General features: G+C 66.7%; 33 protein-coding genes and 1 tRNA gene. 17 read left to right on the top strand and 17 right to left on the bottom strand.

From position 1 onward, the window contains the following. Positions 1-89: 89 nt before the first annotated feature. The 5 genes from IFJ75_RS17590 to IFJ75_RS17570 form a co-directional block, all read right to left on the bottom strand. Positions 90-584, bottom strand: coding sequence for a DUF1993 domain-containing protein (locus tag IFJ75_RS17590; RefSeq protein ID WP_207869931.1), 495 nt, complete (start codon positions 582-584; stop codon positions 90-92). Positions 585-632: 48 nt separating this feature from the next. After that, on the bottom strand, positions 633-1352 hold the full coding sequence (gene trmB, locus IFJ75_RS17585; protein ID WP_207869929.1) for a tRNA (guanosine(46)-N7)-methyltransferase TrmB: 720 nt from the start codon (positions 1350-1352) through the stop codon (positions 633-635). 113 nt (positions 1353-1465) lie between these two features. Further along, a complete protein-coding gene (metK, locus tag IFJ75_RS17580; protein WP_207869927.1) occupies positions 1466-2659 on the bottom strand; it encodes a methionine adenosyltransferase in 1194 nt (397 codons plus the stop codon). A gap of 69 nt (positions 2660-2728) precedes the next feature. Continuing rightward, on the bottom strand, positions 2729-3181 hold the full coding sequence (locus IFJ75_RS17575) for a hypothetical protein (RefSeq protein WP_207869925.1): 453 nt from the start codon (positions 3179-3181) through the stop codon (positions 2729-2731). A 6-nt stretch (positions 3182-3187) separates the two neighbouring features. Next, positions 3188-3679: a helix-turn-helix domain-containing protein gene (locus tag IFJ75_RS17570; RefSeq protein ID WP_207869923.1), complete on the bottom strand. Its 492-nt coding sequence runs from the start codon at positions 3677-3679 to the stop codon at positions 3188-3190. 416 nt (positions 3680-4095) lie between these two features. Between IFJ75_RS17570 and IFJ75_RS20055 the strand changes: the two genes are divergently transcribed. After that, positions 4096-4230 carry a hypothetical protein gene (locus IFJ75_RS20055; protein ID WP_263972999.1) on the top strand — a complete coding sequence of 45 codons (135 nt, stop codon included), beginning with the start codon at positions 4096-4098 and terminating at the stop codon, positions 4228-4230. Between the two features lie 35 nt (positions 4231-4265). Here the strand turns inward: IFJ75_RS20055 and IFJ75_RS17565 are convergent. The 3 genes from IFJ75_RS17565 to hemC all read right to left on the bottom strand — a co-directional run bounded on the left by IFJ75_RS17565 (position 4266) and on the right by hemC (position 6031). Continuing rightward, positions 4266-4341, bottom strand: a tRNA-Thr gene (locus tag IFJ75_RS17565). A 44-nt stretch (positions 4342-4385) separates the two neighbouring features. Further along, positions 4386-5081 (bottom strand): uroporphyrinogen-III synthase, encoded by a 696-nt coding sequence (locus IFJ75_RS17560; protein ID WP_207869921.1) that lies wholly within the window; start codon positions 5079-5081, stop codon positions 4386-4388. After that, the gene (gene hemC / locus IFJ75_RS17555; protein ID WP_207869919.1) at positions 5078-6031 is read right to left on the bottom strand and encodes a hydroxymethylbilane synthase; all 954 of its coding nucleotides are present in this window, start codon (positions 6029-6031) and stop codon (positions 5078-5080) included. The genes IFJ75_RS17560 and hemC overlap by 4 nt, the downstream gene beginning before the upstream one ends. A 41-nt stretch (positions 6032-6072) precedes the next feature. Here hemC and tsaD point away from each other — a divergent pair, with 41 nt between their 5' ends. From tsaD to IFJ75_RS17540, 3 genes are read left to right on the top strand one after another with little or no spacing between them, the layout of a single operon-like run. Beyond that, positions 6073-7200: a tRNA (adenosine(37)-N6)-threonylcarbamoyltransferase complex transferase subunit TsaD gene (gene tsaD, locus IFJ75_RS17550; RefSeq protein ID WP_207869917.1), complete on the top strand. Its 1128-nt coding sequence runs from the start codon at positions 6073-6075 to the stop codon at positions 7198-7200. A 9-nt stretch (positions 7201-7209) separates the two neighbouring features. After that, positions 7210-8208, top strand: coding sequence for an NAD(P)H-dependent glycerol-3-phosphate dehydrogenase (locus IFJ75_RS17545; protein WP_207869915.1), 999 nt, complete (start codon positions 7210-7212; stop codon positions 8206-8208). Next, positions 8205-8606 (top strand): Rieske (2Fe-2S) protein, encoded by a 402-nt coding sequence (locus IFJ75_RS17540; protein WP_207869913.1) that lies wholly within the window; start codon positions 8205-8207, stop codon positions 8604-8606. The genes IFJ75_RS17545 and IFJ75_RS17540 overlap by 4 nt, the downstream gene beginning before the upstream one ends. A gap of 8 nt (positions 8607-8614) precedes the next feature. On the opposite strand, the gene IFJ75_RS17535 is transcribed toward IFJ75_RS17540, so the two are convergent. The 3 genes from IFJ75_RS17535 to IFJ75_RS17525 form a co-directional block, all read right to left on the bottom strand. After that, entirely contained in the window at positions 8615-8761 is a 147-nt protein-coding gene (locus tag IFJ75_RS17535; RefSeq protein ID WP_207869912.1) for a hypothetical protein, read from the bottom strand. A gap of 78 nt (positions 8762-8839) precedes the next feature. Continuing rightward, entirely contained in the window at positions 8840-9349 is a 510-nt protein-coding gene (locus IFJ75_RS17530) for a phasin family protein (protein ID WP_225896883.1), read from the bottom strand. A 42-nt stretch (positions 9350-9391) separates the two neighbouring features. Next, positions 9392-10141, bottom strand: coding sequence for a creatininase family protein (locus IFJ75_RS17525; RefSeq protein WP_207869910.1), 750 nt, complete (start codon positions 10139-10141; stop codon positions 9392-9394). Between the two features lie 134 nt (positions 10142-10275). On the opposite strand from IFJ75_RS17525, the gene IFJ75_RS17520 reads away from it, so the two are divergent. Continuing rightward, a complete protein-coding gene (locus IFJ75_RS17520; RefSeq protein WP_207869908.1) occupies positions 10276-11592 on the top strand; it encodes a flavin monoamine oxidase family protein in 1317 nt (438 codons plus the stop codon). A 228-nt stretch (positions 11593-11820) separates the two neighbouring features. Then, complete coding sequence (gene nth / locus IFJ75_RS17515) at positions 11821-12507, top strand: endonuclease III (RefSeq protein ID WP_207932668.1); 687 nt, start codon at positions 11821-11823, stop codon at positions 12505-12507. Here nth and IFJ75_RS17510 read toward each other — a convergent pair. Further along, the gene (locus tag IFJ75_RS17510) at positions 12504-13376 is read right to left on the bottom strand and encodes an ATP-grasp domain-containing protein (RefSeq protein WP_207869906.1); all 873 of its coding nucleotides are present in this window, start codon (positions 13374-13376) and stop codon (positions 12504-12506) included. The two genes, nth and IFJ75_RS17510, sit on opposite strands and share 4 nt — an antisense overlap. 99 nt (positions 13377-13475) lie before the next feature. Between IFJ75_RS17510 and IFJ75_RS17505 the strand changes: the two genes are divergently transcribed. Next, positions 13476-14480, top strand: a complete 1005-nt coding sequence (locus IFJ75_RS17505) for an adenosine kinase (protein WP_207869904.1) — start codon at positions 13476-13478, stop codon at positions 14478-14480. Positions 14481-14514: 34 nt separating this feature from the next. Here the strand turns inward: IFJ75_RS17505 and IFJ75_RS17500 are convergent, their stop codons facing one another. Then, positions 14515-14748, bottom strand: coding sequence for a hypothetical protein (locus tag IFJ75_RS17500; RefSeq protein WP_207869902.1), 234 nt, complete (start codon positions 14746-14748; stop codon positions 14515-14517). 143 nt (positions 14749-14891) lie between these two features. Here IFJ75_RS17500 and IFJ75_RS17495 point away from each other — a divergent pair, with 143 nt between their 5' ends. The 6 genes from IFJ75_RS17495 (at position 14892) to IFJ75_RS17470 (ending at position 17417) form a co-directional block, all read left to right on the top strand. Next, a complete protein-coding gene (locus IFJ75_RS17495) occupies positions 14892-15131 on the top strand; it encodes a hypothetical protein (RefSeq protein ID WP_207869900.1) in 240 nt (79 codons plus the stop codon). Positions 15132-15326: 195 nt separating this feature from the next. Further along, positions 15327-15539, top strand: a complete 213-nt coding sequence (locus IFJ75_RS17490; protein ID WP_131250401.1) for a cold-shock protein — start codon at positions 15327-15329, stop codon at positions 15537-15539. Positions 15540-15695: 156 nt separating this feature from the next. Beyond that, positions 15696-16415, top strand: coding sequence for a heme ABC transporter permease (locus IFJ75_RS17485; protein ID WP_207932667.1), 720 nt, complete (start codon positions 15696-15698; stop codon positions 16413-16415). Positions 16416-16419: 4 nt separating this feature from the next. Continuing rightward, positions 16420-16572 carry a heme exporter protein CcmD gene (gene ccmD / locus IFJ75_RS17480; RefSeq protein WP_207869898.1) on the top strand — a complete coding sequence of 51 codons (153 nt, stop codon included), beginning with the start codon at positions 16420-16422 and terminating at the stop codon, positions 16570-16572. Next, complete coding sequence (locus IFJ75_RS17475) at positions 16569-17099, top strand: DsbE family thiol:disulfide interchange protein (RefSeq protein ID WP_207869896.1); 531 nt, start codon at positions 16569-16571, stop codon at positions 17097-17099. Before ccmD ends, IFJ75_RS17475 begins: the two co-directional genes overlap by 4 nt. Positions 17100-17186: 87 nt before the next feature. Next, positions 17187-17417, top strand: coding sequence for a hypothetical protein (locus IFJ75_RS17470; protein WP_207869894.1), 231 nt, complete (start codon positions 17187-17189; stop codon positions 17415-17417). Between the two features lie 7 nt (positions 17418-17424). On the opposite strand, the gene IFJ75_RS17465 is transcribed toward IFJ75_RS17470, so the two are convergent. The 3 genes from IFJ75_RS17465 to ftsY all read right to left on the bottom strand — a co-directional run bounded on the left by IFJ75_RS17465 (position 17425) and on the right by ftsY (position 19751). After that, positions 17425-18033: a MarR family winged helix-turn-helix transcriptional regulator gene (locus IFJ75_RS17465; RefSeq protein ID WP_207869892.1), complete on the bottom strand. Its 609-nt coding sequence runs from the start codon at positions 18031-18033 to the stop codon at positions 17425-17427. 171 nt (positions 18034-18204) lie between these two features. Beyond that, on the bottom strand, positions 18205-18810 hold the full coding sequence (locus IFJ75_RS17460) for an inner membrane-spanning protein YciB (protein ID WP_207869890.1): 606 nt from the start codon (positions 18808-18810) through the stop codon (positions 18205-18207). Between the two features lie 2 nt (positions 18811-18812). Then, complete coding sequence (ftsY, locus tag IFJ75_RS17455) at positions 18813-19751, bottom strand: signal recognition particle-docking protein FtsY (RefSeq protein ID WP_207869888.1); 939 nt, start codon at positions 19749-19751, stop codon at positions 18813-18815. A gap of 81 nt (positions 19752-19832) precedes the next feature. Between ftsY and IFJ75_RS17450 the strand changes: the two genes are divergently transcribed. Next, the gene (locus IFJ75_RS17450; protein ID WP_207869886.1) at positions 19833-21920 is read left to right on the top strand and encodes an NAD(+) synthase; all 2088 of its coding nucleotides are present in this window, start codon (positions 19833-19835) and stop codon (positions 21918-21920) included. Positions 21921-21923: 3 nt separating this feature from the next. Here the strand turns inward: IFJ75_RS17450 and IFJ75_RS17445 are convergent, their stop codons facing one another. Beyond that, complete coding sequence (locus tag IFJ75_RS17445; protein WP_207869881.1) at positions 21924-22223, bottom strand: hypothetical protein; 300 nt, start codon at positions 22221-22223, stop codon at positions 21924-21926. Positions 22224-22256: 33 nt separating this feature from the next. Here IFJ75_RS17445 and IFJ75_RS17440 point away from each other — a divergent pair, with 33 nt between their 5' ends. The 3 genes from IFJ75_RS17440 (at position 22257) to IFJ75_RS17430 (ending at position 25370) form a co-directional block, all read left to right on the top strand. Beyond that, the gene (locus IFJ75_RS17440; protein WP_207869879.1) at positions 22257-22523 is read left to right on the top strand and encodes a hypothetical protein; all 267 of its coding nucleotides are present in this window, start codon (positions 22257-22259) and stop codon (positions 22521-22523) included. 219 nt (positions 22524-22742) lie between these two features. Next, on the top strand, positions 22743-22967 hold the full coding sequence (locus IFJ75_RS17435; RefSeq protein WP_207932666.1) for an alkylphosphonate utilization protein: 225 nt from the start codon (positions 22743-22745) through the stop codon (positions 22965-22967). Positions 22968-24098: 1131 nt separating this feature from the next. After that, positions 24099-25370: a hypothetical protein gene (locus IFJ75_RS17430; protein WP_207869877.1), complete on the top strand. Its 1272-nt coding sequence runs from the start codon at positions 24099-24101 to the stop codon at positions 25368-25370. Positions 25371-25382 lie beyond the last annotated feature (12 nt).

Here is a 25382-nt window from a genome sequence, read left to right as displayed (position 1 = left end):
TCGAAAACACGACGTTCGGCCAAACCAGCCGATTCACGGTTAATGGGCGGTTACACGCCCATGGGGTGCGACATTCCGACGCCGGTCGATCAGGCGGTGCCCAGATAGTCCCGCTTGCCGATCTCGACGCCCGCGTTGCGCAGGATCCCGTAGGCCGTGGTCACGTGGAAGAAGAAGTTCGGCAGGGCGAAGCCGGTCAGATAGGCGCCGCCCTTGAAATGCTGTTCGCCGCCCGGGAACTTCAGGACGACGTCACGATCCTCGCCGCCGTCGAAGGCGGAGGCGTCGACCGATTTGATGAAGGCGACGGTGGCGTCGATCCGGCCCTTGAGCTCGGCGAAACCTGTCTCGGTGTCGGCCATCGACGGATTCTCGGTCCCGCTCAGCCGGGCGACCGCGCCCTTGGCCGAGTCCGAGGCCAGCTGAATCTGGCTGGAGAAGGGCCGCATGTCGGGGGCCAGGCGCGCCTCGATCAGCTTCGCCTCGTCAAAGCCCTGGGACAGGGCCTTGTCCATGAGGGCCGACAGATTGGTCAGGGCGCGCACGAAGACCGGCGCGGAGGCGTCGTAAAGACCGAAGGCCATGAGAGTTTCCCGGAGATTTCCTGTCCGCTTTCGGACGCCGGGTATCTGTTAGGCGGTCCGCTCGAATTCAAGGAACAGCGGTGCCGTATCGCCCAGCTTCTTTTCCTCGTAGCGGGTGACGACGTGATCGGCCGGAGCGACCTTCCAGTCGTCGGCCTCGTTCGCCTGCCAGGCCAGATGGGGGTTCCGCTGGAACCGCTCCAGCGCCCATTCGGCATAGTCCTTCCAGTCGGTAACGAAGCGCAGACGCCCACCCGGCTTGAGCACGCGCACGAGGGCCGTGACGAAGTCGTCCTGGACCAGTCGCCGCTTGTTGTGCCGCACCTTGTGCCAGGGGTCGGGGAACAGGATCATGACCCGGTCCAGCGAGGCGTCAGGCAGGGCCTCGACCACCGCCCGGGCGTCGTCGGCGTGCAGCCGGACGTTCTTCAGCCCGCCTTCGTCGATATGCCTGAGCGCGGAGGCGACGCCGTTCAGGAAGGGTTCGCAGCCGATCATCAGGGCGTCAGGGTTCGCGGCCGCCTGTGCCGCCAGATGTTCGCCGCCGCCGAAACCGATCTCCAGCCAGACTGCCTTCGCGTCCGGCATCATCGCAGTCGGATCGACCGGCCCGGCCTTGGGATCCGGCACGGCAATGGACGGCATCAGGGTGTCGAACAGGGCCGCCTGCAGCGGCTTGATCGGGCGCGACTTGATCCGCCCGAAGGTCCGCATGGGACGGTGGGCGCTGGTGTCGGCGGGGCTGTCAGGGGTCTTGGAGGCAGGCATGGCGGGCCCTCTAGCGGGTGATGGCGACAGAAAGAAGCCATCACAAACGAAAACGCCGGCCGCCCCTTTCGGAACGACCGGCGAGTTCAGGACCCCGAAGGATCAGGCTACGATCAGGCGAGAGCCTTGAGCTGGTCGACCAGATCGGTCTTTTCCCAGCTGAAGCCGCCCTCGGCGTCCGGCTCGCGACCGAAGTGGCCATAGGCGGTGGTGCGGGCATAGATCGGCTTGTTCAGGCCCAGGTGCTCGCGGATGGCGCGCGGGGTGGCGCCGCCGATGAAGTCGAGGATCTTGTCCTCAAGAACCGCCTCCGGAATCTTGCCGGTGCCGTGCAGGTCGACGTGGATCGATTGCGGCTTGGCCACGCCGATGGCGTAGGAAATCTGGATAGTGCAGCGGTCGGCGAGACCGGCGGCGACCACGTTCTTGGCCAGGTAGCGACAGGCATAGGCGGCGGAACGGTCGACCTTGGTCGGGTCCTTGCCCGAGAAGGCGCCGCCGCCATGGGGCGCCGCGCCGCCGTAGGTGTCGACGATGATCTTGCGGCCGGTCACGCCGGCGTCGCCATCAGGCCCGCCGATCTCGAAGATACCGGTCGGGTTGATGTGCCAGACGGTGTTCTCGTCGGTGAAGCCTTCGGGCAGCACTTCGAGGATGTAGGGTTTGACGATGTCCGCGACGTCGGCCGAGGACAGGCCCGGCGCGTGCTGGGTCGAGAGCACGATCGAGGTGGCGCGGACCGGCTTGCCGTCCTCGTACAGGATGGTGACCTGGCTCTTGGCGTCGGGCTCAAGGCGCTTGTCGCCGGCGTGGCGGACCTCGGCCAGCTTCTTCAGGATGTTGTGGCTGTACTGCAGGGTCGCCGGCATCAGCTCGGGCGTCTCGTTCGAGGCATAGCCGAACATGATGCCCTGGTCGCCCGCACCCTCGTCCTTGTTGCCGGCGGCGTCGACGCCGACCGCGATGTCGGCCGACTGGCCGTGCAGACGGTTGATGAACTCGAACTTCTCCCAGTGGAATCCGGACTGCTCATAGCCGATGTCCTTGACCGCCGCGCGCACGGCGGCCTCGATCTCGGCCTCGATGCCGGGAGCCCAGGCGCCGGACGTGTTCATGACGCCTTCGCCGCGGATCTCGCCGGCCAGGACGACCAGATTGGTCGTGGTCAGGGTCTCGCAGGCGACGCGGGCATAGGGGTCCCTGGACAGGAACAGATCGACGACAGTGTCGGAAATCCGGTCCGCGACCTTGTCGGGGTGCCCCTCGGAAACGCTTTCCGAGGTGAAGAAAAAGGAAGAACGGGACAAGGGTCTGGCTCCGAAGACGCTCCAAGAGGAGCGATTTAGGCGCAGACATATAAAGATATGCTTATATGTTCAAGGCTGCGGCCGAGCGGAATGGCGCAGGAGCGGCCGCGCCGTCGGCCGTTCCCCGGCCAGCCAGCGCTCCAGAACTCCGCCCAGCAAGGCGTAGAGGGTGAACAGGCCGAACACCCACTGAGCCACGATATTCTCGCGCGCAGTGACCTCGGGCCGGGTCATGACGGCCAGATAGGCCATGACGACCAACCCCTGGGCCGCGGTCGCCAGCAGCAGCCACCAGCGATCGAATTTCAGCGTCAGCCAGCCGAGCACGCCCAGCAGAACCGCGTCGGCGACAGCCAGGCCGAACATCAGCTCTCCGACCCGGGCCGGCTGCAGGAAGGGCGCGATCAGATAGTTGACCAGCAGGACCACGGCGACCGTCCGCTCGGCATGACCGCCCTTCAGCCAGGCGATCGGCAGGATCACCACCACCGAGATCAGGAAAAAGAGCTGGGTCGGCGGCACGGTCGGTCAGGACTTCTTCTTGGCCACGCCGGGATAGACCTTGGCGTCGATCTTGCCGACGGCTTCGTGCATCTCGCCCAGCATCACCACCGTGGTGGCGACGAAGGCGGCCAGAATGATGGTCAGACCCACGATCAGGGCGATGCGAACCGCCGGGTTTCGCGGCGGCGGCCTGTAGCCGAGGCGCGCGCCGTCGGCGGGGTCGGCGGCCGGGACCTCGGGCTTGTCGTCGTCCGCCGTCTGGCCGGACGGTTCGACAGACGGTTCGACGGGCGGCTTGGGCTCGACAGCCGGTCCCTCGGAAGTATCTGGTACGATCGGGTCCAGGAGGGCGAGGGCGGCCTTGCGCCGGTTGACGCCCAGTCTTTGGCACGCCTCGTGGACGTGCTTCTTCACCGTGGCTTCCGAAATGCCGAGGTGGGCCGCGATCTCCTTGTCTGTGCGGAAGGCGGTGAGGCGCAGACACTGCTCCTGACGCGCACTCAAACGGGGATGCATCGACGACTCCAAGGGATCGTCTCAACTAGAGCGTTTGCCCTGTCGCCGTCCACCATCTGAACGCGGTTCATCAATCAGAAAACGCGGCGTTTCAAGCCTGTGTTCTGCGCGCATCTTAAAACCGGGACGGCTCGGCCGCCCTCAGACCCATGAAACGTCGTCGCCATCGAACGGCGGACGATGGCCCGACGCTGGAACATCGGGCCACCCCATCCGCGATGGATCGCCGCTCGAGGGTGCGGCGCAGGGGTGTGAGCCCCCATGGATAAGGACGTCGCCGCCGGTCCGTCGCCTCAGGTCCTGAGTCAGAAATCGAAAGGAAATTCGCCGCCGGCGTGTCGGCATGGCCCGAGCTTTGCAACCTGAGCCATATTCAGCGACCCGCGTCCCGGGCCGCGACGCTTCGGACACGCCGCATGCTCATCGCCGCCATCGCCCTCGTCGTCGTCGCCGTCATCGCGGTGATCGTTCTGTTCGTTCGCGAGGGGATCGAAAAGCGCGGCTATCTGAAGAACCGCCGACGTCAGCCGGGCCGCATCCCGCTCAACTGAGCCTAGCTGCGGGCGTCATATTTCAGGAGAGGGAGTGGTGCCGCTTAGGTGACTCGAACACCTGACCCCATCATTACGAATGATGTGCTCTACCGGCTGAGCTAAAGCGGCCCTCGGCGATCGGGGCCGGGGCCCCGCGACGCGAGGAGCGCTCTTTATACGGGACGCGCCGCCTTGCCAAGCGCTTCCATGAGGCTGTTTTCATCCGGACGGGCTGCGAGGCGGACCTCGGCGAAATCGAGGGCGCGGATCGGGGCCGCCACGGCGGGCGAGAGGGCCACGGCGGTGCGGTTCGCGGCGTCGTCCTGCGTCAAACGGCGGGCCAGGACCTCGGCCGCACGGGCGGACTGCAGGAGGACGATGTCGAAGGCTTCGGGCGTCGGGGCGGCGGACTCGATCATGCGATAGACCGGCAGGCTACGCACCGGAACCCGGCCGGCCAGCAGGGCCGTCAGATCCGCGGCGGGCCGTTCGGCGCCGGGGGTCAGAAGGACGCCCTTCCGGTCGCCCCAGTCCGCCGCGATCCGTTCGGCGAGGGCCTGGGCGTCCCCACCGACCGAGACCACATCGGCGAACCCCTCGCGGCGAGCCGCCTCGGCGGTGCGGTCGCCGACGGCGAAGACCGGCCAGTCGCGGCGCGGGGTCAGGGCGGCGAAGGCCAGGCCATTGACGCTGGTGAAAGCCAGGGCCGCGACATCGTCGAGCACGGCGCCGGGCGGCGAAAAGTCGGGATCGCGCGTCAGCAGGGGAAAGACGACCGCGTCGTACCCGGCCTCACGGACGCGGTCGGCGAGGCGGGCGGCGCCGGGGACCGTGCGGGTGATCCAGACGAGGGGCCCGGGCCCGGTCAACCGGAGACGACTTCCTGATCGCCTGCCGCGAGGTGAACCTCATGGCCCAGGGTCTGGCCGAGCGTATGAGCGGCGGCCTCGGCGTCCGAGGCATGGATGTCGCCGAGCGTCCCGGACCGACGCCAGCGGGCCGAGCCGTCGGGGCTGAGCATCTCGGTGGTCAGCAGCAGATGGCCGTCGCCGAAGGTCGCATGGGCCCCGACCGCCGTGCGGCACGACCCCTCCAGCGCGACCATCGCTCCGCGCTCGGCGGCGATGGCCAGGGCGGTCATCGGATGGTTGAGGGCGGCGATCCAGCGGGCGTGCTTTTCCGCCTCTTCGTCCCCGTCGCGGGTCTGGATGGCCAGGGCGCCCTGCCCCGGCGCCGGCAGGAAGCGGTCCAGCGAGAGCCGCTCGCGGATCACCCCGGACAGGCCTAGCCGGTTCAGCCCGGCCGTGGCCAGAAGAATGGCGTCGAACTCTCCCTCGGCCAGCCGTTTCAGCCGGGTGTCGACATTGCCGCGCAGCATCTGGATGTCGAGATCGGGGCGCAGGGCGAGCGCTTGGGCCTGACGCCGCAGGGAGGCGGTGCCGAAGCGGGCGCCGGCGGGCAGGTCATCGAAGGACGCATACTGATGGCTGATGAAGGCGTCCGAGGCGTCTTCCCGCTCGGGAATGGCGGCGATGCGCAGGCCCTTGGGCTGTTCGGCCGGGACGTCCTTCATCGAATGGACGGCGACGTCGACGCGGCCGTCCAGAAGGGCCTCCTCGATCTCCTTGGTGAACAGGGCCTTGCCGCCGATCTCAAGCAGGCGGCGGTCCTGAACCCGGTCGCCGGTGGTGACGATCTCGACCAATGGTACCTGCTCCAGCGTCAGGTCCATGGCGGCGGCGATGGCGCGCTGCATCATGCCCGACTGGGCCAGCGCCAGCTTCGAACGCCGGGTGCCGATGCGAATGACGGGAGACATGGAAAGTTGCGCAGGCCCTGTGGGGTCGCTACCTCGACCCGATGACTATCGGCGCGAACTATAGCAGCGGGGCGCACCCGGCAACCGGAGGGGATCTTGTGGTCCTCGGGCTGGAGACCAGTTGCGACGAGACGGCGGCCTCGGTCGTGCGGCTGACGCCGGGCGGCACGGCGACGGTCCTGTCCTCGGTGGTCCATTCCCAGATCGACGACCACGCGGCCTTCGGCGGCGTCGTGCCCGAGATCGCGGCGCGCAGTCATGTCGAGATGATCGCAGGCGTGAGCGAACGGGCCATGGCCGAGGCCGGTCTGGGCTATGGCGAACTGGACGGGGTGGCGGCGACGGCCGGGCCCGGTCTGGTCGGCGGGGTCATGGTGGGGCTGAGCTTCGGCAAGGCGGCGGCCTTGGCGCGCGGCCTGCCCTTCGTGGGCGTGAACCATCTGGAGGGGCATGCGGTCTCGGCCCGGCTGGGCGCGCCGGTGGCCTACCCTTTCCTGCTCTTGCTGGTCTCGGGCGGTCACTGCCAGCTGCTGGAGGTGCGCGGCATCGGCGACATGAGCCGGCTGGGCACCACCATCGACGACGCCGCCGGCGAGGCCTTCGACAAGATCGCCAAGGCCATGGGGCTGGGCTATCCCGGCGGGCCGGCGCTGGAGAAGCTGGCCGCCTCGGGAGACGGCTCGCGCTTCGACCTGCCGCGCGCCCTGCTGGGCCGCAAAGACTGCGACTTCTCCTTCTCGGGGCTCAAGACCGCGGCCTCGCGTCTGGCCCAGGCCTGCGAGACCGATCAGGACCGCGCCGACCTCGCCGACGCCGTCCAGTCGGCCATCGCCCGCCAACTGGCCGAACGCTCCGAACGGGCCATGAAGGACTATGCGGAGAAGCACGAGCACCGGCTGTTAGTCGTTGCGGGCGGCGTGGCGGCCAACAAGACGGTCCGATCAACTCTGGAAGCGGTCGCAGCCAGACAGAGCTTTTCCTTCCTCGCCCCGCCCATGGCCTATTGCACCGACAACGCTGCCATGATCGCGCTGGCCGGGGCCGAGCGGCTGCAACTGGGGCTGACCTCGGACATTGATACAGCCGCCCGGCCGCGTTGGCCGCTGGACGAAGCGCGCGCCTTGGCCGATCCTGTCCATCCCGCGGGCCGCAAGGGCGCGAAAGCGTAGGAAACACGCATGGAATTTCGATCTGCGGGCGTGATCGGCGCCGGCGCCTGGGGCACCGCCCTGGCGCAGGTGACAGGCTGGGCCGGGCTGGACACCCTGCTGCAGGCGCGCGAGCCCGAGGTGGTCGAAAGCATCCGCGAACGCCGCATCAACGAGGCCTTCCTGCCGGGCGTCGTGCTGGACGACCACGTCAACGTCACCGCCGACATCGCCGACCTGGCCGCCTGCGACCTGATCCTCGCCGTGCCCCCGGCCCAGCATCTGCGCTCGGTGATGACGGCCTTCGCGGCCCACTATCGCCCGGGCACGCCCATCGTCCTCTGTTCCAAGGGGATCGAGCGCGGCTCGCTGAAGCTGATGACCGATGTGCTGGCGGAATCGATTCCCGGGGCGACGGTCGCCGTTCTGTCGGGGCCCAGCTTCGCCGCCGACGTGTCGCGCGGCCTGCCGACGGCCGTCACCCTGGCCTGCGCCGACGCGGCGCTCGGCGAAGAGCTGATGTGGACCCTGTCGGCGCCCGGCTTCCGGCCCTATCTGGCCACCGACCTGATCGGCGCCGAGGCCGGCGGCGCGCTGAAGAATGTTCTGGCCATCGCCTGCGGCATCGTCGAGGGCCGGGGTCTGGGCAAGTCCGCCCACGCCGCCCTGATCACCCGGGGCTTCGCCGAAATGACCCGTCTGGCCGTGGCCTTGGGCGGTGAGGCCGAGACCGTGGCGGGGCTGTGCGGGCTCGGCGACCTTGTCCTGACCTGCTCCAGCCCGCAGTCGCGCAATATGAGCCTCGGCCTCGCCCTCGGTCAGGGCCAGACGGTCGAACAGGCCCTGGCCGGCAAGCGGTCGGTCGCCGAAGGTTATGAAAGCGCGCCCGCCGTCCGCGATCTGGCCCGCAAACTGGGCGTCGAGACCCCGATCTGCGAGGCCGTCGCCGCCGTCCTGGCCGGAGAGACCACCGTCGACGTCGTCATCGACGGGCTTTTGTCGCGCCCGCTCAAGGTCGAGCGAAATTGAGCGCAGAGACGGCCCCCGAGGCCGCCAGTGAGGCGCCGGCCGAGCGCAAACGCGTCTGGACGACCCCGCCGAACGTTGCGCTCGGCCTGATCGACGACATCGCCGACCCGGGCTCGCGCGGCTATGTGCTGCAGATTGGCGAGGCGTTCTTCCACGGCTTCGTGGTCCGCAAGGCCGGCGAGGTCGCGGGCTGGATCGACCGATGTCCGCACGCGGGCTTTCCCATCGCCGTCGAACTGGACCGTTATCTGACGCCGGACGGCGGCCTGATCCTGTGCGGCTGGCACGGGGCGGTGTTCGAGCCGATCAGCGGCAAATGCGTCGGCGGGCCGTGCGCGGGCGGCAAGCTGTCGCCCTGGCCGGTCAAGGTCGAGGGCGGGATCCTGCGCACGGCCTGAAAGAGGCTTTAGCCCTCTTCCTCGCCGCCGAAGGCCTCGTCGACCTCGTCTTCGGTGATGCGCTTGGACGGATCGCCCGGCTGGCCGAGGTTCTGTTCCTCGGTGCCGTCGCCCAGCATGCCGGGGTGCGGATCGGTGGTTTTCGGATCAGCCATGGTCGTTATCCTGTCTGGAGGAGACTCGACAACGTTGGCTCGACCGCCGCGTTCCCCTGTCAGGTGAACTCCGGAGGACTACTTCCTCAGCCGTCGCGCATTGGCGACCGCCGTGTCGTGGATAGGCTTCATCGCCTCGGCCTGGGCCCGCAGCAGTTCGGTGTTCAGGGTCAGCATCTGACCGGCCGCCCGGCCCCACCAGCCCATGGCGTAGTCGTACTGGGCGGCGGCGAAGGCCTGGGGCGTGGCGGCGGCGGCCATGGCGGTCGCCGCCTTGCCCGCATGGCCCAGCTCCTCCATGGCCGACTGCGACAGCCGGCCCCCGACATCGCCGAGATTCCGGCTCAGCGAGGCGGCGGCTTCCGACAGGGCCTCGGTCTTCTCCGTGCTCATCAGGGAGATTTCGGTCAGGTCGGTCTTGCTCGGATCGGCCATCCCCGCTGCGAGGATTTCCAGTCGGGCTACGATGACGTCGCCGGCGGCCTTCATCATCTCCCCGCCCGCCACAGCGGTGGTCGCCGCCGAACGGGCGTTTCGCGCCGCCCGCCGGCTATCGGCCAGGAATTTGTCGAGCTGGGTCTGGGTCATGGTCTCTGTCGTGCGCCCCTCGGCCACCATGAGCAAGCGATCTTAAGGCAGGGTTTCGTTCGAAAACCCGGCCACGTCCCTGAGCAGGGCGGGAATCGCGGCGTCGATGATCTTCTGGCCCTTCTCCGGATTGGCCTGGGCCGGGTCCGAACCGATGCGGCCGTCGGGGAAGCGGGCGCGGTAGTCGAGCGCGTCGCGGATCGGGCCGTTGGGCGCGATCTGCGGGCTGTAGTCGGCCGTCTTGATCCGTTCCGGATAAGCGGCCTGGGTCACGGCGATCTCGGACGGGGTGGCGTGCATGCCGTGGCCGGTCGGGAACAGGGAGTTGCACAGCCCCATGACGCCGGGCAGGTCCCACCAGTTTCTGAGCTTGAGCACGAAGGGCGGCCGGTCCTCGACGAAGGACCATTCGGCGTAGATCTCGCTGAACGTCGCCTCGATCGTCGCGACATTTCCGCCGTGGCCGTTGAGGAAATAGATCCGCTCGAAGCCGTGACGGCTCAGCGACGACACCCAGTCGGTGATCGCGGCCATGAAGGTCGAGGGGCGAAGCGAGATGGTGCCTGCGAAGGCCAGGTGATGCTGGGCCATGCCGATGTTGAAAGTCGGGGCGACGACCAGGCTCTCGTCGGTCTTCTCGGCCGCGTGAGCGATGATCTCGGGGCAGAGCCAGTCGGTGCCCAGAAGGCCCGTCGGGCCGTGCTGCTCGTTCGAACCGATGGGGATGACGACCGTCTTCGTCTGCTTCAGTCGGGCGTCGATTTCGGGCCAGGAGGACAGGTGGATCAGCATGGTTCAGGCTCCGACGCGACTTGAGGTGCCGGCCTTGTATCAGACCCCGGGCGGTTCGCACGATTTCGGCGCAACGATTTCCCGGTCCCGGCGGTTGGCGAAGGCCCAAGCCTCCTCTACGCCTGCGACCAACCATGACCCACTCGTCCACGCCCCTGCCCGCGGAAGTCGACGTCGTCGTGATCGGCGCCGGCTCGTCCGGGATCGCGGCGGCGCGGCGTCTGGCGAAGACGGGGATCTCCGTCATCGTTCTGGAGGCCCGCGACCGCATCGGCGGCCGGGCCCACACCGTGCACCGGCGGCTGACACAGCATCGCGGCGGCAGCCTCGACCTGCCGCTCGACATGGGCTGCGGCTGGCTGCATTCGGCCGATGAGAACCCGCTCGTCGCGGTGACGCGAGAGGTCGGCCTGACCGTCGACGAGACCCCGCCCCCGTGGAGCCAGGCCGCCTTCGGCATGTCGGTGGACGAGCGCGCCGCCTGGCGCGCCGCCTTCGACGCCCTGGACGAACGGATCGAGGCGGCCGTGGCGCGGGGCGAGGACCGACCGGGCGCCGACTTCTTCGCCCCGTCGGACACCGCCGAGGGCCGCTGGAACGGCCGGATGGACGCCCTGTCCGGCGCCCTGAACGGGGCGAAGTTCGCCGAGGTCTCCACCGCCGACTATGTCGCCTATCGCGACACCGAGGTGAACTACCGGGTGCTGGAGGGCTATGGGACGCTGATCGCGACGCTGGGCCGCCCCGTCCCGGTCGTGTTGGACTGCCCGGTCGGAAGGATCGACCGGACCGGGCCTCTGATGAGGGTCGAGACCCTGCGCGGCGCGGTGCTGGCCAAGACGGTGATCCTGACGGTCCCGACCAATCTGATCGCCTCGGAGGCCATCCGTTTCGATCCGCCGCTGCCCGAAACGGTCGAAGCCGCAGCGGGCCTGCCCCTGGGTCTGGCGTCCAAGGTCCATATGGCGGTCGAGACGCCGGAGGATTTCCCCAAGGACGGACAGCTCTGGGGCCGCAGCGATACGGCCCAGACCGCCGCCTACCACCTGCGCCCCTTCGGTCGACCGGTGATCGAGGCCTATTTCGGCGGCGACCTGGCCTGGGGGCTGGAGGCCGAGGGCGAGGGCGCCTTCTTCGATTTCGCTGTCAGCGAATTGGTCGACCATCTGGGCTCGGACTTCAAAAAGCGGCTGACGCCCCTGACCACATCGATGTGGGGCGCCGAGACCTGGTCGCGCGGCGCCTATTCCCACGCCCTGCCCGGCCACGCCGGCGATCGGGCCCGGCTGGCCCATCCCGCCGAGAGCCGGCTATTCATCGCCGGCGAGGCCACCGCCCCGCATTTCTTCGGCACCTGCCACGGCGCTTGGATGGAGGGCGAACGCGCCGCCCTTCAGGCCATGGCCGCTCTGGGCGTCGACCGCTGGCTGTCGGAGCCGCGGGAAGATTAGATCCCGTCATCCTCGGCCTTGTCCCGAGGACCCATGGCGGACACGATCAGGACAGTGACGGGCAGGTCGGGTGTCGAACTCACACGATCCGTGCGTTGAAAGATGGGTCCTCGGGACAAGCCCGAGGATGACGGAGTTTGGGTTTTGGCGAAGGCCGTGAAATCAGCGCTGAAGATCAAGTCCAAGGCCAGATCAGGCGCCAAGCCCGCCCCCAAACGCCCGGCGATCATGACCGGCGCCGCTATCCCGACCCTGGCCTGGCCGCCGGACGAGGATCGGGTCGAGGAAATCTTCGAACGCCTTTCCCGGGTCATGCCCGAGCCGAAGACCGAGCTGAATTTCTCCAACCCCTATACGCTGGTCGTCGCCGTCGCCCTGTCGGCCCAGGCGACCGACGTCTCGGTCAACAAGGCCACCGACAGGCTGTTCGCGGCCGCCGACACCCCGGCGAAAATGCTGGCGCTCGGCGAGGAGGGACTGGTCCCCTACATCGCCTCGATCGGCCTCTATCGCGGCAAGGCGAAGAACGTCATCGCCCTCAGCCGGATCGTGATGGAGCAGCACGGCGGCGAGGTCCCCCTGACCCGGGAAGCCCTGCAGGCCCTGCCCGGCGTCGGGCGAAAGACGGCCAGCGTCGTCCTGAACGAACTCGGCATCGAGGCCGCCATCGCCGTCGACACCCACGTCTTCCGCGTCTCGCACCGGCTGGGTCTGGCCAATGCCGGCACGCCCGACAAGGTCGAGGCCCAGCTGTTTCGCGTCGTGCCCGAGGCCTTCCTGCCCAAGGCCCACCACTGGCTGATCCTGCACGGCCGATACACCTGCACGGCGAGGAAGCCGAACTGCCTCGGCTGCATCATCTCGGATCTGTGCCCCTCACGCGCCGGACTGGTGGCGATGGGGGAGGCGCGCTAGCGCTCCAGCCGCGCCCGGACCGCCTCGGCGAAGCCGGCGCCCGCCCTCGGGTCGTTCTTGAGATAGAAGTCGGGCTCGATCAGTTCGGCCTCCATCAGGACCCAGCGGCCCTCCCCGTCGCGGGTCATGTCGATGCGGGCGTAGAGCAGCGGCTCGTCGATGGCGGCCAGCACCTGTTGGGCCAAGGCCATGGCCTCGGCGGGCGGCTCGACGGAGACATAGGTCCCGCCGAACTGGACCTGGATGCGGAAGTCGCCGGGGACGGGGGTCTTGTTGACCGCATGGCTGAACGTCCCGCCGAAGAAGAGCAGGCTGGTTTCGCCCTCGCTGGCGATGGCGGGCAGATAGGGCTGGATCATCGCGGCGCCCTCGGGCGCATCGGCCAGGGCCTCGCCGCGCTTGAGCCGCAGGGTCTTCCACGCCCCGCCCGAGACAGTCGGCTTGATCACCAGTTCCTCGGCGCCGAAGGCCGCAAACGCCGCCTCGACATCGGCCTCGGTGACCCGGTCCGTGAAGCGCGTCGGCGGGATCGGCACGCCCTTCGCCTCCAGCCGGGCCAGATAGGACTTGTCGGAGTTCCAGCCCAGCACCGAGGCGGGGTTGGCCAGGGGCACGCCTGCCTCCGTCCAGGTCTTCACCGCCTGCATGAAGCGCGCATGGTCGCGGTGATAGCCCCAGAGCAGCACCGGCAGCACCAGCGGGAACCGCGTCAGGCCGCCCGCCTCTTCCACATGGTCGACCCAGCTCTCTGGCACGGCGACGATGTCGGCCCCGGCAAGGGCGCCTTCCAGCCGCGCCAGCACCTGGGGCCACTGGCCGCGATAGGAGGAGTCGGCGGGATCGGGGGTCAGGATGGCGATGGTGGTCATGGAGGTGGCTATAGCCGAGGCGATCCGCCCGGGAAACGCATAAGCATGTCCTTATATGTTTCGCATGACACCCTTCGCGGCGTCGGCTAAGGGGCAAACATGACCCAAGCCCAATATGATGTCTGCGCCGTCGGAAACGCCATCGTCGACGTGCTGAGCCCCTGTGACGACGCCTTCCTGGTCGCCCAATCCCTGACGCCCGGCTCGATGCAGCTGGTTGACGAGGATCAGAGCGCGGCTCTGTATGACGCCATGGCGGCGGGGGTCGAGGCCTCGGGCGGTTCGGCGGGCAACACCGTCGCCGGCGTCGGCTCCTTCGGCGGCAAGGCGGCCTATATCGGCAAGGTCGCGCCCGACACCTTGGGCGGCGTCTTCACCCACGACATCCGCGCCTCGGGCGTGCATTTCGACACCGCGCCGCTGGAAGGCGGCGCCGGGACGGGCCGCTGCCTGATCAACGTCACGCCCGACGGCCAGCGCACCATGTGCACCTTCCTGGGCGCCGCTAACCAGCTGGAGGTCGCCGACATCGACGAAGCCCTGATCGCCGACAGCGCCATCGTCTATCTGGAAGGCTATCTGTTCGACCCGGCTCCGGCCCGCGCCGCCTTTGAGGCCGCCGCCGCCGCCGCCCACAAGGCGGGCCGCAAGGTCGCCATCACCCTCTCGGACACCTTCGTCGTCGCCCGCTGGCGCGCCGAGCTGCTGAGCTTCATCGCGGCCTCGGCCGACATCGTCCTGGCCAATGAAGGCGAACTGGGCGCCCTGTTCGAAACCGAAGATTTCGACGCCGCCGCTACGAAACTGGCCGCCATGGTCGAAGTCGCCGCCGTGACGCGCGGCGCCGACGGCTCGGTGATCATCAGGGGCGAAGACCGCGTCGCCGTCGCCGCCTTCCCGGTCGACAAGGTGGTCGACACCACCGGCGCCGGGGACCAGTACGCCGCCGGCTTCCTTCTGGGTCTGGCGCGCGGCCTGTCGCTGGCGGACGCCGGCAAGCTCGGCTCACTGGCCGCTTCCGAGGTCATCGCCCACTGGGGCCCGCGCCCGATGGTCAAGCTGGACGCCCTGGCGACGGAAAACGGTCTGACACTGAAGGCCTGAAGCCCGGGGGGCCGGATCGCGGCGCCCGGTTCGATCAGTTCCGCGGAGTCAGCCGGGAAGCGCCGCCGGTGATCTTGCAGATATTGTCCGTCTCCGGCCGACCCGTCTGGGCGCCGGTGGGGGCCAGGATGCCGCCGCGCGCCTCGCAGTCGTCGGCCAGCTTCTGCTCGCGGGTGGAATAGTTTCCCTCCGGCGGGCCGTTGCTCGCGCAGGCGGACAGAGCGGCGGCGGTCAGGCCGACGATCAGGGTGGCAAGGGGCAATCGCATGGTCGAGCTCCGGTGAGACGGGAAACGAACGGCTCAGCCTGTGCCCCGTTCCGGGCGGGATCAAGGGCGGTAAGCGCGTGTCCGACGGCGGATACAGACGGGATGCCCTCGCATATCGCCGCGCTTGCGCCTATCTGTGATCCATGACCTTCAGACCGACTACCCTGGAACGTGCGTACGAATTGGCCCGAAGCGGCGCCTGCCGCACCGTCGGGGACATCAAGGCGAAGCTGCAGGCCGAGGGCCATGAGCGGGTTCAGGACCGGCTGTACGGCGGCTCGCTGACCTCGGCTCTGCGCAAGCTTTGCGTAGCGCATTATATCGCCCCGGAAGGCGACGACACGCCAGTGCCCGCCGCCACAGAGGACGAGGACGCGGCCTGAGCCGACGCTCTGGACAGTGTCAGAAATTCAACGCCTTGTTTCGGCGCCCATTCAGGCGCATAAGCCAGCCCGTCGATCTCTCTGCGTAACGCCCCTCTCTTTGCGAACGCACCGAGTTTCCAGGCCTTTCCCATTCAGAACCGACAGGTCACGCGCGCTGTTGCACGTGGCCAATCGCTAGCGGAGGTCCTGAAAATGGCTACCGGCACTGTCAAATGGTACAACTCCACCAAGGGTTACGGCTTCATCGAGCCTTCGGACGGCGGCAAGGACGTCTTCGTCCACGTCTCGGCTGTTGAAGGCGCTGGCCTGAACGGCCTGAACGAAGGCCAGAAGATTTCCTACGAAGTCGAACGCGACCGTCGCACCGGCAAGGAATCGGCCGGTCAACTGAAGGCCGCCGAATAGTCTTTATCGACTGTTCGACTGAATTCGCGGGGCCGGTGGGAAACCACCGGCCCCGTTTTCATATCCTCCCCATGACATGGGGAGGGGGACCGCCCGCCTCTTGCGGGTGGTGGAGGGCTCTTGCCGCCTGACCCGGCCCCGCGTAATCCCCGCACGATGTTCGGCCTCGCCAATCCCGAGCGCTTCATGCGCTTCACCGGTCCCCTGACCCCCTGGCTGTGGGGCGTGGCGGCCGTGCTGCTGGCGGCGGGGATCTGGCTGTCGTTCACCGCGCCCGGCGACTACCAGCAGGGCGACACCGTCCGCATCATGTTCGTCCATGTGCCCGCCGCCTCGCTGGGCACTATGGTCTATGCGGCGCTGGGGATTTCGAGCTTCTTCGCCCTGGTCTTCCGCCATCCGCTGGCCGACGCCGCCGCCCGCGCCGCCGCCCTGCCCGGAGCCGCCTTCACGGCCCTGGCCCTGATCACCGGCTCCCTCTGGGGCCAGCCGATGTGGGGGACCTGGTGGGTGTGGGACGCGCGGCTGACGAGCGTGCTGGTGCTGTTCCTCTTCTACCTCGGCTATATGGCCCTGCGCTCGGCCATCGACGATGAGACCAAGGCCGCCCGCGCCGCCGCCGTCCTGGGTCTGGTCGGGTTGATCAACCTGCCGATCGTGAAATTCTCCGTGGACTGGTGGAACACCCTGCATCAGCCCGCCTCCCTGTTGCGCGCCGGAGGCTCCAGTCTGGCGCCGGTCTTCCTCTGGCCGCTGCTGACCATGATGGCGGCCTATGCGGCCCTGTTCCTGGCCGTCTGGCTGACGGCGATCCGTACAGAGATCGTGCGCCGCCGTGTGATGTCGCTGCGCGCCCGCGCCGCCCTGGAGGCCTGACGCCATGCTCGACCTCGACATGACCCCTTATGCCGCCTTCGTCTGGCCCGCCTGGGGGATCAGCGCCCTGGTGCTGGCCGGCCTCGTCGCCCGCGCCGTGATCGCCTCGCGGCGCTGGAAGCGAGAACTCAAGAGCCTTGAGGATGACCGCCCATGATGCGCTGGCTGGCGGTGATCCCGCTCGTCGTACTGGCCGCACTTGCCTTGCTGTTCGTCGGCTGGTCGCTGAGGCACGACCCGACCTACAAGCCCGACGCCGCCGTGGGTCAGCCGGCGCCCGAACGCGTCCTGCCGGTGCTGGTCGGTTCGGTCGCCGGACCGTCCAACGTGGACGTGAAAACCGTGGCCATGGGCCAGCCGGTCATCGTCAATATGTTCGCCAGCTGGTGCGCGCCCTGCCGCGTCGAACATCCGAAGCTGATGGCGCTCAAGGCCCGGGGCGTGCGCATCATCGGCGTCGCCTACAAGGACGAGCCCGAGGCCACGGCGAAGATGCTGGAGGACCTCGGCAACCCGTTCGACATGGTCCTCGTCGATCACGAAGGTCGGGCGGGGCTCGACCTCGGCATCTCGGGCGTACCCGAAAGCTTCGCCGTCGACCGGACCGGCAGGATCGTCGCCAAATCGTCAGGCCCCCTGACCAATGACGCCGACGTCGAACGGCTGGTCGCGGCGCTCAAGTAGCGAGCCGCAGCGCGGCAAGCGATAGCGCCCACAGAAGAGGTTAATCGCGTTAACCTTTTTTCGAGAGATTTCGTTAACCCTGTCGGCATGAGCGCGATTCGCCCCGACCTGCCCGCCGTCCAGCCGACCTCGGCGCCGTCATCGGTGCGTCAGGCCCAGGCCGCCTTCTTCCGCGCGGCCCTCGGCGAGGTTCAGGCGACGCAGGTCCAGACGACGCCGGTGCGCACGACCCCGGTCCAACCCCAGACCACCGAGCCGACCTCGTCCGCGAGCGGACGGTCGCTGCGCCCGGGCAGCCTGCTCGACATCAAGGTCTAGGAAAAGGTCACTCGGCCGGTTCGAGGACCGGCTTGGCCTTCTTGATCTTGGGCGTCTTCTTGGCCCCGCCCTCAGCCGCCTTGCGGGCCAGCTTCTCGGCGCGCTTGGCTTCCTTGGCCGCCTTCTTGAGCGCCTTGGCCTCGGCCTTGGCCAGATCGGGGGCCTCGTCCGCGGCATTGGCCAGATCGGCCAGCAGCTCCAGGAAGCCGTCGCGCTTGCCCTTGGGCAGCAGGGCCATGATCCGCTTGTCGGCGGCCTCGACCCTGGGTCGGGCGGTTTCCAGCAGGGCCTGGCCCTCTTGCGACAGACGCACCGCCTTGGCGCGGGCGTCGACGGCCGACCGTTCGCGCTCCAGCAGCCCCTTGGTGGTCATGCGCGAAACCAGATCGGCGAGGGTCGAACGGTCGATGCCGGTGGCCCGGACAAGATCCGTCTGGGTCAGACCCGATTTCGCCGCCACCGCCTCCATGACCGCGAACTGGCGCTGGGTCGGACCATCGGCGCCAGCCTCCTCGGAATAGATGTCGAGCGCCAGCTGCAGCACACGGTGCATCAGGTGGCTGGGCGACTCCGCCAGCGTTCCCAGACGTTTGGACGACTTGCCTGACTTGACCATGGTCGAACTTCCCCAAGAGGCGCGAGACGGTTTGACGCCTCTACCGTGGACGGAGGGTTATCAGCGTGGCTTTACGGTTTGACGACATTCCGGCGTTGGCGCTTCGCGCCGGCGCTATCGCTCGCGACGCGGTCGCTTGCTGCTTGAGCGCCAAACGGGCCTCCGGTTTGGTCAAAGCCCCGTATCCGGCGAGGTCGGGCCCGGTTCCTCGTCCTTGATCATATGCTTCATGATGTAGGGAATTTGGATCAGGCCGAAGACGCAGGCCAGGATCCACAGGCCGACGCGGAACTGGACCCAGATGGCGTCCGGCTGGGTGCGCCAGACGATCTCGTTGGCGATGGCGATAGTCGCGAAATACAGGCCGTAGCGCAGGGTCAGGACCCGCCAGGCCTGATCCGTCACATGGATCGCCTCGCCCAGCAGATATTTGAAGGGCGATTTGTTGAGCGGCAGCGAGCCCAGCAGCACGATCGCCAGCATGGCGTTCTGCACCGTCAGCTTGATCTTGATGATGCTCTCGTCGTGGAAAAAGATCGTCAGCCCGCCGAAGACCAGGGCGAAGGCGCCGGTGATCAGCGGAAGGGGGGCGAACCGCTTCTCGACGAGATAGCCGACGGCCAGGGCGATGGCCGAGGCGACGACCAGCACCCAGGTCGCCTTGATCATGTCGCGGGTGATGAAATAGGCGGCGGCGAAACAGAGCAGGGCGCCGAAGTCGACGGCCTGACGGATCCACTGCGGACGTTTGGCTTCGGGCACGGTCTGGCCGGTCATTCTCAGTCCTCGAGCCCGACCAGCGAGCGGGAAAAGGCGCGGGCGTCGAAGGGTTGCAGATCCTCGATCCCCTCGCCGACGCCGATCAGCTTCAAGGGGGCGTCGGACGCCTGGGCCACCGGCACAAGGACTCCGCCGCGCGCCGTGCCATCCAGCTTGGTCATGACGATGCCCGAGACATAAGCGGCCCGGCCGAAAATCTGTTCCTGGGCCAGGGCGTTGCGGCCGACGGTCGCGTCCAGCACCAGCAGGGTCTCATGCGGGGCGTCCGGATCGATCTTCTTCAGCACCCGAACGATCTTGAGCAGTTCGTCCATCAGTGCGGACTTGTTCTGCAGCCGGCCGGCCGTGTCGATCAGGACGACGTCATAGTTCTCGGCCCGGGCCTTGGTGTAGGCGTCGAAGGCGAGGCCGGCCGGATCGGCGCCGTCGCGGCGGCTCTCGAAATCGGCGCCCGAGCGCTCCGCCCAGACCTTGAGCTGTTCGCGGGCCGCGGCGCGGAAGGTGTCGCCGGCGACGATCATGACCTTCGCCCCCTTGGCCGTCAGGTCGGCGGCGATCTTGCCGAGGGTCGTGGTCTTGCCCGATCCGTTCACGCCCACGAACAGGACGACATACGGCTTGATGCCTTCCGCCAGCGGATCGAAGGTCGCTTGACGCGGCAGCAACTCAGCGGCGACGGCTTCGGCCAGAGCCTCCTTGACCTCGCGCTCGTCCGACACCTTGCCGAAGCGCAGATCGCGGAAGCGGGCGACGATCCTGTCGGTCGCGGCCGGGCCCAGATCGCTCTCCAGCAGATGCTCCTCCAGCCGGTCCAGCGCCGCCTGATCGAGCGGCTCCTTGACCAGGCCGCCGACGACGGTCTCGGTGATCTGTTTGGAGGATCGGGCCAGACCGTCGGAGAGACGCTGGAACCAGCCCTTTTTCGGCGTATCGTTCATAGCTACGGCTTTAGCGGTCCCGCCTCCTCAGGTCACGGACTAACATAGCCGCAGTTGGCGGAGCCGGGACTTTGGCTCTATATGAGCATAAGACCCCCGAAGGACCGCGCCCTGGCCGTGACCCACGCTTTTCAATCGCCCGCCACCCACGGCTTCGTCCGCGTCGCCGCCGCGACCCCGGTCGTGCACATCGCCGATCCGAAATCGAATGCCGACGAGCATATCGCCCTGATCCGTCAGGCGGCCGATCAGGGCGTCGATCTGATCGTCTTCCCCGAGCTGTCCCTGAGCGCCTACGCCATCGACGATCTGCATATGCAGGCGGCACTGCTGGAGGCGGTTGAGACGGAAGTCGGTCGCATCGCCGAGACGATCAAGGACCTGAAGATCACGGCCGTGGTCGGGGCGCCGGTCCGGCACGAGGGGCGGCTGTACAACTGCGCCATCGTCATCGCCGACGGCTGGCTCTGGGGCGTGGTTCCCAAGACCTATCTGCCCAATTACCGGGAGTATTACGAAAAGCGCTGGTTCTCCCCGGCCTCGCCCGAACTCGCCCCCAGCGGCGGCGTCCCGTTCGCGGGTCAGCAGGCCGCGTTCGGAGCGCATCTGATCTTCAGTATCGAAGACCGGCCCGAGGTCACCTTCGGGGTCGAGATCTGCGAGGACTACTGGGCGCCGCTGCCGCCCTCGACGCGGCAGGCCCTGGCGGGGGCGAAGATCCTGCTCAACCTCTCGGCCTCCAACGTCGTCATCGGCAAGTCCGACGACCGGGCGATGCTGAGCTCGAGCCAGTCGGCGCGGGCCCTGGCGGCCTATGTCTTCACCGCCTCGGGCTGGGGCGAGAGCACCACCGACCTGGCCTGGGACGGTCAGGCGACGATCCACGAACTGGGCGCGAAGCTGGCCGAGGGCGAACGCTTCGCCATGGACAGCCATCTGACCATCGCCGACATCGACGTGGACCGGATCGCCCAGGAGCGGCTCCGGACCGGCACCTTCGCCGACTGCGCCCGCCGCGAGATCAAGCCGGGCGACTATGTCGATGTGCCGATCCGCGAACAGGGCAGGGGCGCGGCGGAAGGCCCCCTGCGCCGCCCGCTCGACCGCTTCCCCTTCGTGCCGGACGACGCGGCCCGGCTGGATCAGGACTGTTTCGAGGCCTTCAACATCCAGGTGCAGGGGCTGATGCGGCGCCTGAAATCCACCGGCTCGAAGAAGATCGTCATCGGGGTTTCGGGCGGGCTGGACTCGACCCAGGCCCTGCTGGTCGCCTGCCGCGCCTTCGATCGGCTGGAGATGCCGCGTACGGATATCCTTGCGTACACCATGCCGGGCTTCGCGACCTCGGAGGGGACGAAATCCAACGCCTGGACACTGATGAATTCTCTGGGCGTCACCGGCGCCGAGCTCGACATCCGCCCGGCCGCCGAACAGATGCTGAAGGACATCGGCCATCCGTTCGCGGACGGTCAGCCGGTGCATGACATCACCTTCGAGAATGTGCAGGCGGGTCTGAGAACGGATTATCTGTTCCGTCTGGCCAACCAGAACAACGGCTTCGTGCTCGGCACCGGCGACCTGTCGGAACTGGCCCTGGGCTGGGCTACCTATGGCGTGGGGGACCATATGAGCCACTACAACGTCAACGGCGGGGTGGCGAAGACCCTGATCCGGCACCTGATCCGCTGGGTCGCGGAGAAGGAGCATGACGGTGGCGCGCGCGATGTGCTGCACGCCATTCTGGCCACCGAGATCTCGCCCGAACTGGTGCCGGCGGGCGCCGACGGCAAGATCCAGTCGACCGAGGCGACGGTGGGGCCGTATGCGCTGAACGACTTCTTCCTGTTCTACATCACCCGGTTCGGGCTGAAGCCGTCGAAGGTGGCCTATCTGGCGCATCAGGCCTGGGGCGATGCGTCGAAGGGCGACTGGCCGGCGCATCATCCGGAGGCCGACCGCGTCGAATACGACCTGGCGACGATCAAGGCGTGGCTGAGGAAATTCCTGATCCGCTTCTTCCAGACCAGCCAGTTCAAACGCTCGGCCCTGCCGAATGGGCCGAAGGTCGTCACCGGCGGCAGCTTGAGCCCGCGCGGCGACTGGCGGGCGCCGTCGGACGGCAATGCCCGGGTCTGGCTGGACGAGCTGGACGCCAACGTGCCGGACTAGGGTTCAGACGACCAGCGAGACCATCGCACCCGAGAGGCCCGCGTCGCCGAGGGCGGCGTCGACAGAAGCGAGGGCCTTGTCGGCGTCGGCGACCTCGGGCGTGTTGGGATCCCCGGCAGCCTTCGCATCGGCCTCGGCCTTGGCCTTCATCGCCTTGAGCTCGGCCAGCAGCTGTTTGACCGTAGCGGCGAACTCGGAGTCCTGACGCACGCCATCGGACTTGCGGGCCTGTTCTGCGCTGCTGGCCGCCTGGGCCGCCATGGCCGCGCGGTAGGGGTCTTTCGGCGTGGCGGCAGAAGGCATGTCGGGGGCGGCGTCAGTCCGGTCCAGGCTTCATTGGAGACGACGACGGCTTCCGCCGGGGTCGCTTCCGTTCCGGACGAGACTGTCTCAGCGCCCGCAGCCGGGGTCGCGGCGGCATCGGTGTTAGCGCCGCCCCAGGATTTCACGATCGATCCCAGTTCGCGGGCCAGCTGGGCGATCAGCTTGCCGACGGCCTCGGGGTTAGCCGGCATCGACATCTTCAGCATCTGGATGCGGGCCTTGAGTTCGTCGGCCTTCTTCTTGGCGATGGCCTTGCGTTCGTCCGAGGCCTTGTCCTGACGGACGGTCATGGATTCCACGGCGGCCCTGGCGGCGCGGATCTTCTGCTCGTCGCGGCTTGAGATCGACGGCAGGCCAGTACTGCTCAGGCCTGCGCCCGCGGTCATCGTCGCACTGGTCACCGAAGAGGTCATGAGGCCGCAGGCTCGGGCGATTTGCCCAACCCGGCAAGCGTGCAGGACCCGTGACGGACGCGCCCGGTTGCGCTACCTCCGCGTCATGACCGACGCCCCGACGAAAGACTCCAACGGCAACCTGCTCGCCGACGGCGACAGCGTGACCCTGATCAAGGACCTCAAGGTGAAGGGCTCGGGCGGGGTGACGCTGAAGCGCGGCACATTGGTGAAGAACATCCGCCTGACCGACGACCCCGCCGAGATCGAGGCCAATGTCGAAAAGGTCCGCGGCCTGGTGCTGCGCACGGAGTTCGTGCGGAAGGCGTAGAACGACCTTCCCCTCTCCCGGCGGGAGAGGGCTTGAGCGCCCGAGAGCGCAGCGATCGGTTCGCGCGAAAGGGTGAGGGGCTGGCGTCTGGCATTGGGGGACGGCTCACGCCGACTGGACCGCCAACCCCTCATCCGACCCGGCTCCGCCGGGCCACCTTCTCCCACCGGGAGAAGGACTCACACGTTCTCATCCTCACGCGCCCATGCGCTGAAGACATGTTTGCGTTCCCCGCCGGGAAACCCGGCGGGTGGGGGGAAGCGGCGGAGCACGGGCGATCTCGCCCGGGTACCGTTGACGCCGACCCTCGCGGATCGCCGCCTCTAATGTGGAGTTTCGGCGTGGTCGCCCGTGCTCCGCTCGATCGGTTCTCGCAAGCGCCTTGGGGGAGGGAAGCTCTTCAGCCGGGAGCGGCGGGGGTCCCATTGTCCCGCCGCCTCAGGTTCACCCGGTTCGTCCCCGTTCCACAGGCTCAGCCCACGACAGGCGAAGGGCGCCGGGAGGCCCCCTCCGGACCCGGGGCTCTCCATGCCCCGGCAACCCCGCGATCGACCCCGCCGCACGTCCGGCTCCCGGGCCCGGGACGCCTTCCCCTCGCGACGGGACAGGAGAGATTATACGGCCGGTTTCGGGCGTGCTTATTCGATTGGGGCCAGAAGCGCGAAAACCCGGGAAATCCTTGGGATTGGGGAGGGGGATTGTGCGCAACTGCGCGGTTGGACCTCGCATCCCTCTCCCGGCGGGAGAGGGATGCGAGGCTCGCAGAGCGTAGCGATGCGATGCGCCAGCCGAAAGAGTGAGGGGTTGGCGTCTGACATCGAGCGACGGCTCACGCCGACTGAACCATCCGCCCTCATCCGATCCCTTGGGGCAATCTTCGAATGTCACGAGCACACGACGATCTTCGCCGGGGCCGGGCGAGGCTTCATGCCAGCATTGGGGGCGGAGAAGTAAGCTGCCCAATTAGCAATTGATTGGCCCCTTTCACCAACGGCCGTCGCTTTCGGTTTCGGACCATGCTTGCGAACCACACCCATGTGTCGGACTGTCGAGTCCCGCTATCCTGCGGGCAAAACACTGGGGGCGACATTGGAGGATAAGACCGAGTTAGATAACCGAAATCGTGACCGGGTGAAAGAAGCGCTCAACCGTATTCAGTCGGGAGACGACGATGCTTTCGGTGATTTGGTTTTATCTGAGAGAGTTTATAACGATTTAGATATCGAGAATATTGTACTTCCTTCTTTCAATTTAGACGCGGTGAAATCCTATCTTCCATATTCGGACAGAATATACGTCATGGTGTGCCCGAACTGCATTCGGAACGATAACATTAATGATTACAAGAAACTCGTAGAAACTGGATCAATTGTCCCGGTTCTTGGCAGTAGTTATTCAAGCTTCGATGATGAATTCGTCGACATAACATATTCACATAATCATGTAGGCGGACAAGAGTATTTCGCCTTGCGGAGTCTTTTTGCCGGAGGAGAAGGGTACGCGAGAGTTTGCGCTCATTGCGTAGAGGAACGATCTACAGCGCTTAAAGCTCAACTCTTAAGGAAAAAATTGAAGGGATTCCCAGAACGCAGCTTGAATACACTGATGATGAATCTTCATCCTTATATTGAACCTGATTTTGAACTTCTAGACAAACTAGAAGAAATGATAGTTAGAAGAGATTCAGAAGGCGCTCTGTCCATAATGGAAATGGGATGGACTCTCAGCCAAATGAGATCTGCCAACATATTCAATTCTCCTGTAGTTATATCTGGGACCTCTTATCAGCAACTTCCTACTGGATATAGTGATCAGGTAGATCAGACTCAAAGGCATGCCGTGAAGATTCAAAAAACCATCGGTGATGGATTAGGGATCCAAATCCCAGATGGCTTGGAACTTTCACAATATATTGAGTTAGCCTCTGATTTTCGCCCCAGAATTCAGGCATTGATTCAAAAAATTGAAGACCCATCAGATTCGAATAAGTGGCAAGGGTCACTGGACAAAGAAATAATAAACCTGAACCAAGAAGCCGCAAAACTATCCAAATCTATGAGATACATTGCCCTCGCCGCCGTAGTAGAATTTTACAAAAACAATCAGATAAAACTCAACACTGCTCTGGTTGCGGCATCCATGAGCTTGGGCGCCTCAGCCCTCGGCTGCGGAGTAACCGCTATCGCGGGAACAGCGGGGGGAGCGGTTTTGACAACAGCCGCTACAGGCATAGCTGGATCACGAGGCTGGATTGGTACCGGCCCCGCAATCGAACGAGCTACACGCACTTTTGGAAATGCTGTTCAGCCTCACATTGATAGCTTGATCGCGAAGTATGTCGGTTCGTCACCGATGGCAGTCAGTATTTTATCGCTCAAGAAGGACATAGGTGCTGCGACCTAACGTCTATGATGC

Source organism: Brevundimonas goettingensis (assembly GCF_017487405.1).
Taxonomy (GTDB): domain Bacteria; phylum Pseudomonadota; class Alphaproteobacteria; order Caulobacterales; family Caulobacteraceae; genus Brevundimonas; species Brevundimonas goettingensis.
The sequence above is the reverse complement of the archived record's forward strand: the minus strand, read 5'-3'. Positions and strand labels throughout refer to the sequence as shown.

Excerpts from the sequence above, each read along its gene's own strand:
- tsaD (WP_207869917.1), top strand. The coding sequence starts at position 6,073 with ATGACTATCGGCGCGAACTATAGCAGCGGGGCGCACCCGGCAACCGGA.
- IFJ75_RS17485 (WP_207932667.1), top strand. The coding sequence starts at position 15,696 with ATGTTCGGCCTCGCCAATCCCGAGCGCTTCATGCGCTTCACCGGTCCC.
- IFJ75_RS17450 (WP_207869886.1), top strand. The coding sequence starts at position 19,833 with ATGAGCATAAGACCCCCGAAGGACCGCGCCCTGGCCGTGACCCACGCT.
- IFJ75_RS17435 (WP_207932666.1), top strand. The coding sequence starts at position 22,743 with ATGACCGACGCCCCGACGAAAGACTCCAACGGCAACCTGCTCGCCGAC.
- IFJ75_RS17460 (WP_207869890.1), bottom strand. The coding sequence starts at position 18,810 with ATGACCGGCCAGACCGTGCCCGAAGCCAAACGTCCGCAGTGGATCCGT.
- hemC (WP_207869919.1), bottom strand. The coding sequence starts at position 6,031 with ATGTCTCCCGTCATTCGCATCGGCACCCGGCGTTCGAAGCTGGCGCTG.
- IFJ75_RS17495 (WP_207869900.1), top strand. The coding sequence starts at position 14,892 with ATGACCTTCAGACCGACTACCCTGGAACGTGCGTACGAATTGGCCCGA.
- IFJ75_RS17470 (WP_207869894.1), top strand. The coding sequence starts at position 17,187 with ATGAGCGCGATTCGCCCCGACCTGCCCGCCGTCCAGCCGACCTCGGCG.
- IFJ75_RS17525 (WP_207869910.1), bottom strand. The coding sequence starts at position 10,141 with ATGCTGATCCACCTGTCCTCCTGGCCCGAAATCGACGCCCGACTGAAG.
- nth (WP_207932668.1), top strand. The coding sequence starts at position 11,821 with ATGACCGGCGCCGCTATCCCGACCCTGGCCTGGCCGCCGGACGAGGAT.
- IFJ75_RS17505 (WP_207869904.1), top strand. The coding sequence starts at position 13,476 with ATGACCCAAGCCCAATATGATGTCTGCGCCGTCGGAAACGCCATCGTC.
- IFJ75_RS17445 (WP_207869881.1), bottom strand. The coding sequence starts at position 22,223 with ATGCCTTCTGCCGCCACGCCGAAAGACCCCTACCGCGCGGCCATGGCG.
- ccmD (WP_207869898.1), top strand. The coding sequence starts at position 16,420 with ATGCTCGACCTCGACATGACCCCTTATGCCGCCTTCGTCTGGCCCGCC.
- IFJ75_RS17520 (WP_207869908.1), top strand. The coding sequence starts at position 10,276 with ATGACCCACTCGTCCACGCCCCTGCCCGCGGAAGTCGACGTCGTCGTG.
- IFJ75_RS20055 (WP_263972999.1), top strand. The coding sequence starts at position 4,096 with ATGCTCATCGCCGCCATCGCCCTCGTCGTCGTCGCCGTCATCGCGGTG.
- IFJ75_RS17570 (WP_207869923.1), bottom strand. The coding sequence starts at position 3,679 with ATGCATCCCCGTTTGAGTGCGCGTCAGGAGCAGTGTCTGCGCCTCACC.
- IFJ75_RS17475 (WP_207869896.1), top strand. The coding sequence starts at position 16,569 with ATGATGCGCTGGCTGGCGGTGATCCCGCTCGTCGTACTGGCCGCACTT.
- IFJ75_RS17590 (WP_207869931.1), bottom strand. The coding sequence starts at position 584 with ATGGCCTTCGGTCTTTACGACGCCTCCGCGCCGGTCTTCGTGCGCGCC.
- IFJ75_RS17500 (WP_207869902.1), bottom strand. The coding sequence starts at position 14,748 with ATGCGATTGCCCCTTGCCACCCTGATCGTCGGCCTGACCGCCGCCGCT.
- trmB (WP_207869929.1), bottom strand. The coding sequence starts at position 1,352 with ATGCCTGCCTCCAAGACCCCTGACAGCCCCGCCGACACCAGCGCCCAC.
- IFJ75_RS17535 (WP_207869912.1), bottom strand. The coding sequence starts at position 8,761 with ATGGCTGATCCGAAAACCACCGATCCGCACCCCGGCATGCTGGGCGAC.
- IFJ75_RS17490 (WP_131250401.1), top strand. The coding sequence starts at position 15,327 with ATGGCTACCGGCACTGTCAAATGGTACAACTCCACCAAGGGTTACGGC.
- IFJ75_RS17465 (WP_207869892.1), bottom strand. The coding sequence starts at position 18,033 with ATGGTCAAGTCAGGCAAGTCGTCCAAACGTCTGGGAACGCTGGCGGAG.
- IFJ75_RS17510 (WP_207869906.1), bottom strand. The coding sequence starts at position 13,376 with ATGACCACCATCGCCATCCTGACCCCCGATCCCGCCGACTCCTCCTAT.
- IFJ75_RS17545 (WP_207869915.1), top strand. The coding sequence starts at position 7,210 with ATGGAATTTCGATCTGCGGGCGTGATCGGCGCCGGCGCCTGGGGCACC.
- ftsY (WP_207869888.1), bottom strand. The coding sequence starts at position 19,751 with ATGAACGATACGCCGAAAAAGGGCTGGTTCCAGCGTCTCTCCGACGGT.
- IFJ75_RS17530 (WP_225896883.1), bottom strand. The coding sequence starts at position 9,349 with ATGACCCAGACCCAGCTCGACAAATTCCTGGCCGATAGCCGGCGGGCG.